This window comes from Blautia sp. MCC270, assembly GCF_018785605.1.
Lineage (GTDB): Bacteria > Bacillota > Clostridia > Lachnospirales > Lachnospiraceae > Blautia_A > Blautia_A fusiformis.
On sequence record NZ_WQQD01000019.1, the window covers coordinates 22,292 to 36,781 of the forward strand.

Consider the following 14,490-nt stretch of genomic DNA (forward strand, 5'->3'; position numbering starts at 1 on the left):
GCTGCAGTGCTTCTGATCCGCCAGCACTGGCACAGCTCCGGGATTTCCGTTACAAACCCTCCTGATACACGCTGTTGATCGTAGCCTGGGCGTGCTCCAGCTCTTTTTTCCGGATGATGGCTTCCCTGTCACTTAAGATTGCCAGCATCTCATCGATCACATCCTCCACTCTGGGACTTGTCACCCTGTATAAATACCCTAGCATCCGTGTAGCTGTGTAATCGGTATTCATATATTTATAGGCGATTTCCCGGCACAGCTCATCGGGATATCCCTTATCCTGAAGCGCTCTGTAAAGCTCATCTGTTCTTGTATCTGCCATATGCTCCTGAGATTCCTTTCCTGTTTTTATTATAATTTCGCCAAGCGGATATTCGCGATCCGCTTTCGCTGGTTCCATCCATATTCAGTACAATAAATCGAACATTTCCCTTTCACTCTGCTATATGATCACAAACACGACCGCTTCACGATTTATCATCCTCATCCATGCCAGTTTCTTTACCAGCCTTATATATCCCCCGGATCCCCAGGATCAATGTCACGAAAATCCCTGTGATCAGTATCCACACCGGCCACATAGGTGCCGTTCCCAGATTCCCGCTGATCCCGGCATAAAGACATACTCCAATGGATAACAGCTTGATCACAGACATCATTTTTGACGCAATCTCAAAGATATGCTCTCTGTTTTCCTCTGTCACCTCAACTGGATAGTTCCACCACTGTGGAAATCTCTGACAGAACATCAGAAGTGCCAGGATCAGCAGCCCCAAAATCGGCTCCAGAAGAAGGCTGCCCTTCTTTCCATACCGGTCCGGGATCCCATGCGCATTAAAATGGATCGGCACCCTCTCCGGCAGATTTCCCCAGGTGGCCACAAGATACATCACGTACCCAAGGATCATCAAAAAGCAGAGCACATCTGTAATATTCCGCAGTTTTTTCTCAGACATTATCCATCCCCCTTTCATTGCAAAATAAACCCGTCTGTAAATCGAATACTCTCTTTTCTGTATTTTACACACAAATTACCTGCTTGTAAAAGTATTTTGCAAAAAATTACCTTACATAACAATATCTGTTAAGCACTAACGATTGCATACGAAATTTTTATATGATAAAATAGACATGTTGTCCAAAAACATATTTAAGAAAGGGAAAGAAATATGTTAGAAAAAATCTTCAAGCTGTCCGCAAATAAAACGGACGCCAAAACAGAGGTTCTGGCAGGTATCACCACCTTCATGACAATGGCCTATATCCTGGCAGTTAACCCGAACATCCTGTCCGCAACCGGCATGGATTCCGGAGCTGTATTCACAGCTACCGCACTGGCAGCCTTCCTGGGAACGCTGCTGATGGCAATCTTCGCCAACTACCCGTTTGCACTGGCACCAGGAATGGGTCTGAACGCATACTTTGCCTATACAGTTGTTATCGGTATGGGATACAGCTGGCAGTATGCACTGACTGCAGTTTTTGCAGAAGGTATCGTATTTATCGTTCTTTCACTTACCAATGTACGTGAAGCGATCTTCAATGCGATCCCTCTAAACCTGAAATCCGCAGTCAGTGTTGGTATCGGTCTTTTCATCGCATTTGTAGGATTACAGAATGCCAATATCGTGATCGGCGGCTCCACTCTGCTGCAGCTTTTCTCTGTAGATGGCTACAACGCAGCCAAGGGTGTAGAGGCTTCCTTCAACAACGTTGGGATCACCGTTATCCTGGCTCTGATCGGTATCATCGTAACCGGAATCCTGGTTGTTAAAAATGTAAAGGGAAACATCCTCTGGGGTATCCTGATCACATGGGGACTTGGAATCATCTGTCAGTTCGCCGGACTTTATGTTCCGAACCCGGAGATCGGCTTCTACAGCCTGCTCCCGGATTTCAGCAACGGACTCTCTATCCCGAGCCTTGCTCCGATCTTTGCGAAGCTGCAGTTTGACGGAGTTTTCTCACTGGATTTCCTTGTTATCCTGTTTGCATTTTTATTTGTAGATCTTTTTGATACTCTTGGAACTCTCGTTGGTGTCTCTTCTAAAGCAGGCATGCTGGATGAAAATGGCAAGCTTCCTAACATCAAGGGCGCACTTCTTGCAGATGCAGTTGCAACAACTGCCGGTGCAGTTCTTGGTACATCCACAACCACTACCTTCGTAGAAAGTGCTTCCGGTGTATCCGAAGGCGGAAGAACCGGACTTACCGCAGTGACAACCGCCATCTTATTTGGCCTGTCCCTGTTCCTGTCTCCGATCTTCCTGGCGATCCCGTCCTTTGCCACAGCTCCGGCTCTGGTGATCGTTGGATTGTACATGCTCAGCAATGTTATCAGCATTGATTTCAGCGATATGTCCGAGGCGATCCCATGTTATGTATGTATCATCGCAATGCCGTTCTTCTACAGCATTTCCGAAGGTATCTCCATGGGAATTATCACATACGTAGCCATCAACCTGATCACAGGTAAGGCAAAAGAAAAGAAGATCAGCGTTCTGATGTATGTACTGGCAGTGCTGTTTATCCTGAAATATATTTTCCTGTAAAATATGGCAAAAAAAATCCCGGGAGTTTTGTCCCGGGATTTTTTTTATTCCAGCAAAATATTCTTATTTCTTCGGCTGATACCGCATATTCGATACATTATAAACCGTGATAAACGCTTTCGGGTCCTCCTGGTTTATAAACTTCATCAGCTTCTGATATTCGCCTTTATCTACAATGGTTATGATCTCACGGCGTTTTTCCATGTTATAGGCTCCGATGGCCTCATAGATCGTTGCACCGCTGTGCAGGTCGTGAATGATGAACTGCCTCAGCTCCTCTTCCTTTTTCGTGATGATGCAGACACGCCGCTTGATATTATGATCAAAAATAAAATGGTCCAGAACGATTCCGTTAAAATACGTTCCCAGAATACTTAAGACTACCGTCTTTTTATCATACACAAGCGCCGCAGAAAGTGCCACGCACATACCGGAAAGGGACATGGCTTTTCCAAGTTCCATGTGGAGATACTTATTCATGATCTTCGCTACGATATCCAGTCCGCCTGAGGATGCATTCCTGTTAAAAAGAATGCTAAGTCCCACACTCACTACCAGAACATAACACAGAACATCCAGTTCCTGGCTATCTGTCATGGAACCGAAATTTGGAAAAATGATCTCAAACAATCCCAGAAACAACGGCAGCATCACACTGGTATAAACCGTCTTAACTCCAAACTCTCTTCCACAGGTAAAAAATCCAATGATCAGCAATACCACATTCAGGATCATGGTAATCGCCGACAGCTGCAGCGGCACAAAGTTGGAAAGCACGATTCCAAGACCGGAAATACTGCTGACCGACGTATGGCTTGGCACTAGGAAAAAATATACCGCCGCTGCAATGATCGCCACTGCCACGGTGAGGATCACGGTTTCCTTAACGATATCCGCATAATTCAGTTTCTTTTTCATGATTTCAGATACTCTTCCCATTCTTTTTCTTTAGCGCCCACCAGCACCTTGTCTTTCCCAACAAGGATTGGTCGTTTCACAAGCATCCCGTCTGTTGCAAGAAGCGCAAGCTGCTCTTCCTCGCTCATCTCCGGAAGTTTATCTTTCAGTTTCATCTCTTTATAAATATTTCCACTGGTATTGAAAAAACGCTTCAGCGGAAGACCGCTTTTTTCCCACCAGACTTTCAGTTCCTCTGCAGTTGGATTGTCCGTCTTAATATCACGCAACGTATATTCTGCGCCACTCTCATCCAGCCATTTCTGAGCCTTTTTGCAGGTACTGCATTTTGGATAGCATACAAATAACATCTTATGTCCCCCTGTTCTTCGGCAGTAAATACGTAAATTCACTGCTGTCTGTTTTTTTGCCTACAGCACAGAATTTTTATAGAACTTTTTCACTGTACTGTCCAGGTTTTATTTTAACATAGACGATGCGGTATTTCTATCCTCTTGTTCCGACCATATCAGCTTCGATTCCTGTTTCATCTCATCCACAATTTTCTCCGCTGCATCCAGATCTCCCTTTGCTTCCAGCTCTGTTAATTCCAGGCTCTTCTTTCTGGCCTCCTCACTCATATAATAAACCTCTGTTACCGTTTCCGGGGTGCTGTCGTCTTCCGGTGATACTTCCTCTGTCTTTTTGGAAAAATCCTGAAGCAGCATGTCATCGCCTTTCAGTTCCAGAGTTCCTGCATATGGCGCGTCAATGGCATAGACGAACTCTGTTTTTCCATCTTCTGTGTACTGTACTTTCATTCGGTTGATGAGATTATTGGAAGAATACAAACTGTTATTTTTCACGTACATTCCGCTGTTTTCCAGGGTCATGTATTTTTCGTTGAAATACCAGTGGTCATAGCCTGCTGCCGCAGCGATGAGTGTCAGGATAACTGCCACTGCTGCTGTCAGCACTCTGCGTATTATTAATTTTTTCCGGATTTTTTTCAGTGCGGCTGCGCTTCTGATATTTTCCGTTTCACCAACTCTGTGTCGTGCTCCGGAGGCTGCAGATAATATCATTTGAGCCTGCTCTTTTCCCTGCTCCTCTTTCATAATCTCCAACATTTTTCTGCATTCCTTACAAGCTTCCATATGCTCTTTTACCAACGCCTGACTGTCTTCACTTAAAATGCCGTCCACATAAGATGGCATCAGATCCTGTATTACATCACATGTGATCCTCATTGCTCCAGCTCCTCTCCGATCTTTACTCTTGCACGGTAATAAGTCACCCTCGCCCAGTTTTCACTTTTTCCAAAAAGCATTCCAATCTCACGGAAGGTCAGCTCTCCGAAGATCCGCAGGGAAAAAACTTCTTTGTACGGTTCCGAAAGTCTATGCAGAACCTTGTGGATTTCCATAGCCTGGCTCCGCTGCGCCAGCTTTTCCTCCAGAAGCTCTCCGCCAGCGCTTTCTGTTTTTTCCAGCTTCTCATCCCCGAGAAGTTGCTTCTTCTGTTTTTTCAGATGATCGTACAACGTATTCTTTGCGATCTGGCAGAGCCACACACGCACATCACAGTCACCCCGGAACTGATCTATCTTTTCCAGAGCTTTAAAAAATGTCTCCTGTGTCACTTCCTCAGCCAGCGATCCATCCTGTGAGATAGAACGGATATACCGATATACAATGTCAAAATATGTCCGGTAAAGTTCCTCTATGTTCATCGGTTTTTCTCTTTCCTCCCTTCTCACTTATAAGACGCACTGATTTCAAAAATGTTACAGAAAATTTTTCAAAATTTCGTCTGATATTTTTATTCCGGCATTTCTTTTAGCACAAACGAAATGCCCGGTATAAAAATACCGGGCACAGCATTGTCAGAATTTTCTTCTGACCTCCTCTTACACTCTGCTGCATACCTTCACATCGTTCCATGCTTTTCATAATATTTCTTTTTTTCCGCATACATAAGATCATCTGCTCTTCTCAGCATTGTCTCAAGCTCCGAAGAGCTTTCCTCCCAGACAACACCAACAGAAACACTGATCCTTTTGGCAGCAATGCTGTCACAGATATCCCGGACCTTACTTCGAAAAATCTTCTCATCCATGTCAAAACAGATGAGTACAAATTCATCGCCACCTACCCGGTAAGCATTTTCCGGCAGAATCGCAAGCATGGAACTCGCTATATTTATGATCAGCCTGTCTCCGGCCTCATGTCCGTAAAGATCATTCACCCGTTTCAGACCATTGATATCAATATATGCTACGCCTGTTTTTATCACTGTTTTTGCCTTCATACCTTCCAGAACCTGAATATACCTGTTCCTGTTATACAAGGTCGTCAGCATATCACGGTAGCTCATGTACTGCAGATGCGCCTTACGCTCCTTGGCTTTCAGGCTGTCCGTTAAAAAGTACTGTATGGATGACAGCAGCGTATGATCCTCATAATGCAGTCTCGGATTATCTACCCCGAGAAATCCTATGATCTTTCCGTCACTGTTTAAAGGAACGGCCAGCAGCCTGGTAATGTCCTGCATCTTCAGAGTCTCATAATACGGCTGCCCCTGCTCCTCCTCAATATCCGGAATATAATACAGGCCATTTTTCCGAAAGCTGTCCATCCAGATATCCAGCATTTCCATGGGAACCTTCTGAAGATTATCCTTCTCAGCAGTCACTCCGTTCATGGCATACTCATAGGTATTTGTACAGACATTCCTCTTTTCATCGATCTGAACAATATAACTGCGATCTCCGTCAAAATACCCACTGATAATACGCAGCAGATTGGAGATCGCCGCATCTTCATCTTCTCCTGATATCAACTCAGCAATGCATTTATTCAGTATCGTTGCGATCTCAAGTCTTTCCTTTATCTTGCCCTCTCTGCTTATCAGCTGATACATTTCCTGATTCAGCTCCGTCATCGTCACGATAAACATAATGATCATGGAAATACCAACAGAAAACTCGATCAGCGACATTCCATACCAGAATGCCTGCACAGCTGCCGCCACTGCCGGAAGTACAACGCATGACAGCATAGAGAACAGGAGCTTCCGACTGACTCTCTTTTTGTACTGGAGCAGAAGCGTAAGATCAATGAGCAAGCCTGCTGCCGGAAGAAGAATTGACATAATATATAACGGTGCCCGATGGTAATAATTATCCCCATCTATGTAATAATACCAGTGAGTAAACTGCGAGATCACCACAAAAGCAACCCCTGCAGCAGCAATAACATATCCGGCTTTTACTCTTTTTAATGTTCTCCGCTCCCTCTTCGAAAACAGATAAACACTCACATAAATGTGAAAACACAGCAGGACTACGTCACTTAAAAGGAATACGAGAAAACTCGAAATACGGACCATCACACTGCCCAGAACTCCGGGATATCCGCTGAAAATATGCGCCATGGCATCCATCAGCAATAACATGGAAGCAAAACTCTCCATCAGGATAAGATACCGACGCTTTTCCCTGTCATAATTACTGCTCAGAAATATACATAATGCAGCTATAGCACAAAATACACATCCCCATATAAGTATCGCTACCTGCAGTACTTTTTCATCCGGCATAAAAAACACTCCTCACATTCGTCACTTACAATAAGTATTACACTTTACCGTGTAAAAGTCAACCTTCCAAAAAAATCCCGGAGTACATTGTCATACTCCAGGATTTTGTCGTCAACCGGATAAAAGCAACCGCATTCGCTACATAATTCTACACCAGATAACTGCTTCGCAGTTGATTCAGTTAAAGCTCTTCCCCGCAGGATTCAATCACTTTTTTGTACCAGTAAAAAGAATCTTTGCGGATTCTAGAAAAGTCTCCGGTCCCGTCATCATTTTTATTTACATAGATAAGACCATAACGCTTCTTGAATTCTCCAGTGGAGGCACTGACAAGATCTGTACAGCCCCAGCAGGTGTAGCCGATCAGATCTACTCCGTCATGGATTGCTTCCTTCATCTGCTCTATATGGCGGCGCATATATTCAATACGGTAATCATCGTGAATCTTTCCATCCTCTGTCAGCTGATCCACCGCCCCAAGACCATTTTCCACGATCATGATCGGAATCTGATAGCGGTCATAGATCTGGTTCAGAACATAGCGAAGACCAGTTGCATCGATCTGCCAGCCCCAGTCGGAAGCTTTCAGATATGGATTTTTCAGATTGTCACTTCCATTTCCGGCCGTTTTCTCTCCGTCCTTTGTCACGCTGACACAGCTACTGGAATAATAGCTGATAGTGAAAAAGTCCACCGTACCCTTCTTGAGGATCTCTTTATCCTCCTGAAGAACCTCCAGCTGGATTCCGTGCTCCTCAAAGTATCTCGCTGCAAATCCCGGATAATATCCTCTTACATGAACATCACCGGCAATGGAATTGTGGATCTGCCCAAACTGCTGTGCATATAAGATATCATCCGGATGGCAGGTATATGGATAACCATTGTGATAAGCAAGCATACAGCCAAGCATAAACTCCGGATCGATCTCATGAGCCATGGAAACTGCAAGTGCACTTGCTACCAGCTGGTGATGCATTGCCTGATAACGGCTCTGCTCACATACATCCTTCGGGTCCAGCATTCCTGCACAGAATACCGCACCAAAGTCCTGCGTCAGCATATTGATCTCATTAAAAGTCAGCCAGTATTTTACCTTACCTTTATATCTCTCAAATAAAACCTTTGCAAATCGAAGATAGAAATCGATCATCTTACGATTTTTCCATCCGCCATACTCCAGAGAAAGATGAAGGGGATTCTCATAATGAGAGATCGTTATCAGCGGCTCAATGTTATATTTTCTCAGTTCGTCGATCACATTGTCGTAGAACTTAAGGCCTTCCTCATTTGGAGTTTCCTCATCCCCATTTGGGAACACTCTGGACCAAGAAATAGAAAAACGATATACCTTAAATCCCATCTCTGCAAAAAGAGCAATATCCTCTTTCCAGTGATGATAAAAATCAGTCGCCTGGTGATTGGGATAAAATTCTTCCGGTAACGGTGCCGGCGGTGTAAGACGACGTTCCTTATCCACACTTCCTCCTGTCAGGATATCTGCAATGGATGGGCCTCTGCCATCCTCATCCCAACCGCCTTCATACTGGTTTGCAGCGGTTGCTCCGCCCCAGAGAAAGTTTTCCGGCATACGGTTATAATTTTTCATATTTTAATTTTCTCCTTTTTACAAACATCAGGCGGATCTGTTATCTCCGCCTGATGTTTCGTTGTTATTCTTATACAATAGTCAGGAATTTATCTCCTGCATTTACAGCTGCATCTTCTTTTTCCATGCATACTGCTTTGATATAATCAGAAATATTGGTCACAACAACCGGTGTGATCAGATCATATCCTTCTTTCTTAATGGCATCCATATCGAATTCCACAAGAAGCTTTCCTTTTTTTACCTTATCTCCATCAGAAACATGGGATTTAAAATATTTACCATTTAAATTTACAGTATCAAGTCCGATGTGGATCAGAATTTCTGCTCCACTTTCTGTCACAAACATGATTCCATGTTTGCTGTCCATGATATTTGCCACCGTACCATCTGCCGGTGCATAAACCTTACCTTCTGATGGAACGATTGCTGCTCCATCACCTAAAACCTTATCAGCAAAAGTTTTATCCGGAACATCGGAAAGTGCTTTTACAGTTCCTGCTACCGGTGCACAAAGCTCGATCTTATCTACAAGCGGAGCACTCTGCTGTGCCGGCTGTTTTTCTGTATCTGTGTTCTGTACTTCATCCTCTGTCTCAGCCTTTACATCCTCAAATCCGAAGATAAGCGTAAGAACAAAAGCAGCTACAAAAGATACCACGATCATAATGATTCCATAAAGCAGATTGCTTAATCCCTTCTCACCGATAAACGCCGGGATCGCCATGATACAATTCTGTGCAATGTAAAGAGAAACCTGAAGAAGTCCTCCTACGATACCACCGATTCCGGCTGCTATGGAAGCTGCTACAACCGGTCTTTTCAGTTTCAGTGTAACACCATACAGAGCAGGCTCTGTGATACCCATAAGAGCGGAGACACCGGCTGCACTTGCCAGCTGTTTCATGTTGCTGTCCTTGGATCTTACAGCTACTGCAAGAGAAGCTCCGGACTGTGCAAGGTTAGAGCATACCTGAGATACAAAGATCAGTGTATCGGTACCACCGGTTGCAATGGCATTCAGTCCGATTGGTGTCAGCGCATGGTGCATACCAGTCATAACGATGAACGGGAAGGTTGCTGCAAGGATACCTACAATAATGAAACCAAGTTTTACGGACAGGAAGTTGATGGCTACCGCAAGTCCGTTACCAATAATTGTTCCGAGCGGTCCAACTACGATCAGGGCGATCGGTGCACTGATCAGAATTACCAGTGTCGGGTTCAGGATCAGTTTTACCATTTTCGGTGTGATCTTATCAACCAGAATCTCAATATAATGTGTGATCCATACCATCAGGATAACCGGAATAACGGAATAAGAATAAGTTGCTTTTGTGATCGGCAGACCAAACAGTGTGATGGCCGCATCACCGGCTACCATAGTTACAAAGGTAGGGCTTAAGTAAACACCGGCAATAAACAGCGCCAGTGACTGGTTCACGCGGAAAACCTTGGCAGCATTTGCTGCGATCAGGAACGGCATGAAGTAGAAAGTAACATCTCCGATAAAACTGATCACCTGGTAGGTACTGCTTGTTTCTGATACCAGATGAAAAGTTGTCAGCAGAGTAAGTACAACTTTGATCATACCGGCTGCAGTCAGGGCAGGGATCATCGGGGTCATACATCCGGTGATGGCATCGATAACTTTTGAAACAACACTCTTTGAGCTGTCAGAGTTCGCTGCCGGTGCATCATCGGTAGGAACACCTTTGTCCTCCAATGCCTTGTAAACAGCGTTCACTTCATTTCCTGCGATAACCTGGAACTGATCTTCATGCCAGTTAACGCCGGAGATCTCAGAAAGCTTTAAGATCTCTTTCTCGTTGATCTTCGATCTGTCTTTCACATAGAAACGAAGCCTTGTCATGCAGTGGAACAGACGGGTGATATTATCTTTTCCGCCCAGCGCTGCAATCAGTGTGTCTGCAGTTTTTGCATAGTCCTTTTTCATTTGGGGACCTCCTTTAATAATAAATATTGAAATTTATATTAAAGGTCTTGCCTGAAAAGATACGCACATGGCACGTATTTCAGTAACAATCCATTAACACCTAATTTATAAAACAATCTCTTTTCACAGATTTTTCAGACGTTTATGGTCTTCTGTGATCTTCTGGATATGAATCGTCAGATACAGCATTTCATCCTCAGTCATAGCGTATTTATATTCCTCTTCCATCATAAGATAGATCATTTTTACACAGCCGTAAGCTTCTCTGTACTGCTCCTTGATGATCTTGAAAAGCTCCTGATTCTCATCATAGTGAAGCTCTTTATGAAGGAATCTCTGGGCAAAATATTTCAGATGCGTGAGAAACCGCTGATAATACAGATTATCCTCCTGAAATTCCATATTGTCATAATACTTCTCCACGATGTCCAGGATCTGATGTACGATAATGGAAATCTGATAGCTGTCCGTCTTGCCGCCATCTTCCGCATTCACAAAATGCAATGCAAAAAATCCTGCTTCATCTGCAGAAAGATCTACCTCGAACATCTCATTTACCTTTTTCAGTAATTCCAAGCCGATCTCATATTCCTTATGATAAAGCTGCTTGATATCCAGAAGCAGCATATTCTGAAGGCGGATCCCGTTTTCAAGTCTGGAGATCGCACCCATGATATGGTCGCTAAGGGAAAAATAAATACTGTCATTTAATTTCATCCCCTCTTTTTCCTTCACATCATTTACAAAGGCTTCCACAAAATCCAGATATTTTTCCGGAATAGCAGTCAGATAACCCTGTATCTCCTTGCTGATCTGGGCATTTTCCGCAGTAAAGATCTTCTCGATCCTGGACTCCTCCACTTGCTGTCCTTTCTTTTTCTGAAAGGCAATTCCGCAGCCCTTTACAATAACTTCATGTCCCTGTCCATCCCTGGACAGTATCAGATTATTATTCAAAATCTTATGGATAACCATAGTCCTGTTCCCCCGCTGCCAAACAAATAAAAAAAGACCATTACAGTATATAGAAAACCTATTCCTATACTACTATAAGGTCTTGCCTGACGATAAATCAATATTTCAGTAACAATCCTTCTGATTCGTAACTATTTAATAACTGTACGTAATAATATCAGAAAAAATATATGTTGTCTATCTGGAATATTTAATAAAATATTTATAATATTTTTGTGAACTTTGACAAAATCCCCTGATGATCCTGCCATACGGATCAACGGGGGATTTTCTGTTCAGCTTTTTATTCTTCAGATCTCTTTTCCCTTTGTCGCAACGGCATGTACAACAAACGGTACAAACAATGTAATAAACGCCGCATATCCAAGGTATGCATATCCCTTTTTAACAACTGTCATCAGACCGAACTGTGCAATGGCAAATGCCAGGAATGTAAAGATCGCTGTAAAAACTGCATTTCTTCCAAGGTGTCCCTGCGCTTTTTTCGCCGGGCTGTCCATACGACGCTCCACTGCATTTACGCAGCGGGTCACAATACCGGAGATCATATTTACTGCTGTGGAGATAGCTCCAAGGATGATCAGCAGAGAAATGATCGGTGTCAGGATACCGGCGCCTACACCGTTCTGGACCAGTACCAGCATCGGTACCGATGCAGATGCCAGTTCACTTACATATGCAATGGCAAGAAGTCCGAGGATGGAAAGCTCCATTGCACAGAAATTGCATACAAACATCCAGATCGCTGCTTTGTTGATCTGTTTTTCGTCCGTTACATCCTCCATGTGCTGGTACATAACAGAAACAGATGCCAGCTGGAAGAAGAAATAAAGGACTGCTGAATAGAGAGCCGGTCCAAAGGCTCCGCTCTCGGAGGAAAGTACAGTCATTTCTCCGGAGGACATAGTATGGATGGAAGCTGTGATATCTCCCCACTGTGCAATGATATTCGGAACAAGTACCAGTACAAGACCGATGATGATCAGCACACTTAATGTAGAAGCACATTTTCTTACGACATTGGTTCCGAAAAGCGCGATCACAAAGATAAATGCTGCAATGATCAGTGTACAGAGCCAGTATGGGATCCCGAACAGTGTCTGCAGTGTGGAACCGCCGGTTGCAAAGGCTGCTGCTGATGCAGTTCCGATCATGATCAGGTAACAAATCTCATAGAGATTGGACATAACCGGTTTCGTTTTTCCGTAAAGACTGTCGGAAAAGCTTCTGTAATCGTAGGTTTTGTGTTTATAAGCATAGCGCATTCCATACCAGAAAAACAATGCATACAATCCCTGTGTCACTGCCGGCAGGATCAGACACCAGATACCGTAGTTGATAAAGTACTGATAGATCTGCGCTCCTGATGCGAATCCGCCTCCGAACTGTGTGGTAAATGCGACGAACGCAAGTCCCATAGCCAGAGGCATTTTACTTTGTAATGATTTATTCTGACTCATCTCTCTTTCCCCCATTTTTTATTTATTATATTCGATGACTTTTCCCGGATTCAGGATCAGTTTATCATCGAAAGCCAGCTTGATGGCTTTATAAAGAGCGATCATTCTCGGTCCCGCAAATTCTTCCAAGAATTCCAGACGTCCGTTTCCGATGCCATGCTCACCGGAAAGCTGTCCGCCCAGTTCCTTGGACAGTGCATACAGCTCTACCAGACTTGCGTGAGTGGCTTCCTTCCACTCCTGGTCACTCATTTCCGGTCCACGGAGCATCTCTGTATGGATATTTCCGTCTCCGCAATGTCCGCAGGGCTCTACACGGATACCATGTGCACTTGCGATCTTTTTGGCTGCTTTTACATACTCTGCGATCCTTGCACGCGGAACAACTACGTCACACTCCTCCTGTGCGACAGAATCTGCTTTCATTCCTTCCAAAATCCCGCCCCGGACACTCCATACAGCTCCGGCACGCTCCGGTGTGCCTGCGATACAGCAGTCCAGGGCTCCGTTTGCCAGGGCTGCTTCCGCTGCTGCCTCTACTGCGCTGTCAAGTTCCTGTTTACTGGAAGCATCATACATAACGATCAGCACTGCTTCTCCCTGTTTTACTGGGAACATTTTATTCAGATTGCGTTTTACGATATCGATCAGTTCTCTTTCCAGAAACTCGATGGCTGTTGGCACAAACGGCAGCTCCAGAACCTTCGGGACCATGTCTGCACATTCCTCAAGACTCCTGAACGGCATTACAAGGGTACAGGTGCAGGTCGGTGCGGGAAGAAGCTTCAGCGTTACCTGAGTCAGGATACATAAGGTTCCCTCTGAGCCGATCACCAGATCTTTTACATCATATCCCGTTGTGTTCTTCACAACGTTGGATGAAAAATTCATGATGGAACCATCCGGCATAACTGCCTCGATACAGCGGACAAAATCCCTGGTCAGTCCATATCGTACCGCTTTCATGCCACCGGCATTTGTGATAACATTGCCGCCGATGGAAGCTGTTTTTTCGCCCGGGTCCGGCGGATAAAAAAGTCCGCCTGCCGCTGCTGCCGCCTGGATATCGATGAGAAGTGCTCCCGGCTCCGCTGTGATGGTCTGGTTCTTTCTGTCGATCGGAAAGATCTTGTTCATGCGCATCACGGACAGCATGATCCCACCATATTTACAGGTTGCTCCACCTGCAAGTCCGGTTCCTGCGCCACGGCATACCACCGGGATATTTTCTTTATATGCGTAAGCCATGATGGCTGAGATCTCTTCTTTATTTAAAACCTCCACATAAAGCTCCGGAGGAAAAACTCCGTACTCCGGCATCTCATCACGATAATATTCTTTTGCGATCTCGTCGCCGACCCATACACGATCTGAAGCAGTCACAGAACGGATGTAGTCAAAATCTTCTGAAGTCATTTTTTTATAGGGATATGCCATGAC

At 44.5% G+C, this 14,490-nt stretch carries 13 protein-coding genes; 1 reads left to right on the plus strand and 12 read right to left on the minus strand.

What is annotated here, in order from left to right; all coding sequences use genetic code 11:
* Positions 1-49: 49 nt before the first annotated feature.
* A complete protein-coding gene (locus tag GPK58_RS07115) occupies positions 50-322 on the minus strand; it encodes a hypothetical protein (protein ID WP_215638423.1) in 273 nt (90 codons plus the stop codon).
* 145 nt (positions 323-467) lie between these two features.
* Positions 468-956, minus strand: coding sequence for a DUF1648 domain-containing protein (locus tag GPK58_RS07120; RefSeq protein ID WP_173740140.1), 489 nt, complete (start codon positions 954-956; stop codon positions 468-470).
* Between the two features lie 213 nt (positions 957-1,169).
* Here GPK58_RS07120 and GPK58_RS07125 point away from each other — a divergent pair, with 213 nt between their 5' ends.
* Complete coding sequence (locus GPK58_RS07125) at positions 1,170-2,552, plus strand: NCS2 family permease (protein ID WP_118752664.1); 1,383 nt, start codon at positions 1,170-1,172, stop codon at positions 2,550-2,552.
* A gap of 63 nt (positions 2,553-2,615) precedes the next feature.
* Here GPK58_RS07125 and GPK58_RS07130 read toward each other — a convergent pair whose 3' ends face one another.
* From GPK58_RS07130 to GPK58_RS07175, 10 genes are all read right to left on the minus strand, one after another.
* Positions 2,616-3,470, minus strand: coding sequence for a YitT family protein (locus tag GPK58_RS07130; RefSeq protein WP_178809001.1), 855 nt, complete (start codon positions 3,468-3,470; stop codon positions 2,616-2,618).
* Positions 3,467-3,820 (minus strand): arsenate reductase family protein, encoded by a 354-nt coding sequence (locus GPK58_RS07135; RefSeq protein ID WP_114002855.1) that lies wholly within the window; start codon positions 3,818-3,820, stop codon positions 3,467-3,469. Before GPK58_RS07135 ends, GPK58_RS07130 begins: the two co-directional genes overlap by 4 nt.
* A gap of 108 nt (positions 3,821-3,928) precedes the next feature.
* The gene (locus GPK58_RS07140) at positions 3,929-4,699 is read right to left on the minus strand and encodes a zf-HC2 domain-containing protein (RefSeq protein ID WP_215638424.1); all 771 of its coding nucleotides are present in this window, start codon (positions 4,697-4,699) and stop codon (positions 3,929-3,931) included.
* On the minus strand, positions 4,696-5,181 hold the full coding sequence (locus tag GPK58_RS07145) for an RNA polymerase sigma factor (RefSeq protein ID WP_215638425.1): 486 nt from the start codon (positions 5,179-5,181) through the stop codon (positions 4,696-4,698). The genes GPK58_RS07140 and GPK58_RS07145 overlap by 4 nt, the downstream gene beginning before the upstream one ends.
* A 197-nt stretch (positions 5,182-5,378) precedes the next feature.
* Entirely contained in the window at positions 5,379-7,049 is a 1,671-nt protein-coding gene (locus tag GPK58_RS07150) for a sensor domain-containing diguanylate cyclase (protein ID WP_215638426.1), read from the minus strand.
* Between the two features lie 181 nt (positions 7,050-7,230).
* Positions 7,231-8,658 carry a glycoside hydrolase family 1 protein gene (locus GPK58_RS07155; protein WP_059086639.1) on the minus strand — a complete coding sequence of 476 codons (1,428 nt, stop codon included), beginning with the start codon at positions 8,656-8,658 and terminating at the stop codon, positions 7,231-7,233.
* Positions 8,659-8,728: 70 nt separating this feature from the next.
* Positions 8,729-10,615 carry a beta-glucoside-specific PTS transporter subunit IIABC gene (locus GPK58_RS07160; protein ID WP_215638427.1) on the minus strand — a complete coding sequence of 629 codons (1,887 nt, stop codon included), beginning with the start codon at positions 10,613-10,615 and terminating at the stop codon, positions 8,729-8,731.
* Between the two features lie 123 nt (positions 10,616-10,738).
* On the minus strand, positions 10,739-11,590 hold the full coding sequence (gene licT, locus GPK58_RS07165) for a BglG family transcription antiterminator LicT (RefSeq protein ID WP_015526343.1): 852 nt from the start codon (positions 11,588-11,590) through the stop codon (positions 10,739-10,741).
* 290 nt (positions 11,591-11,880) lie between these two features.
* Positions 11,881-13,050, minus strand: coding sequence for a YkvI family membrane protein (locus GPK58_RS07170; RefSeq protein ID WP_092072300.1), 1,170 nt, complete (start codon positions 13,048-13,050; stop codon positions 11,881-11,883).
* Positions 13,051-13,068: 18 nt separating this feature from the next.
* A complete protein-coding gene (locus tag GPK58_RS07175) occupies positions 13,069-14,487 on the minus strand; it encodes an FAD-binding oxidoreductase (RefSeq protein WP_015526345.1) in 1,419 nt (472 codons plus the stop codon).
* Positions 14,488-14,490 lie beyond the last annotated feature (3 nt).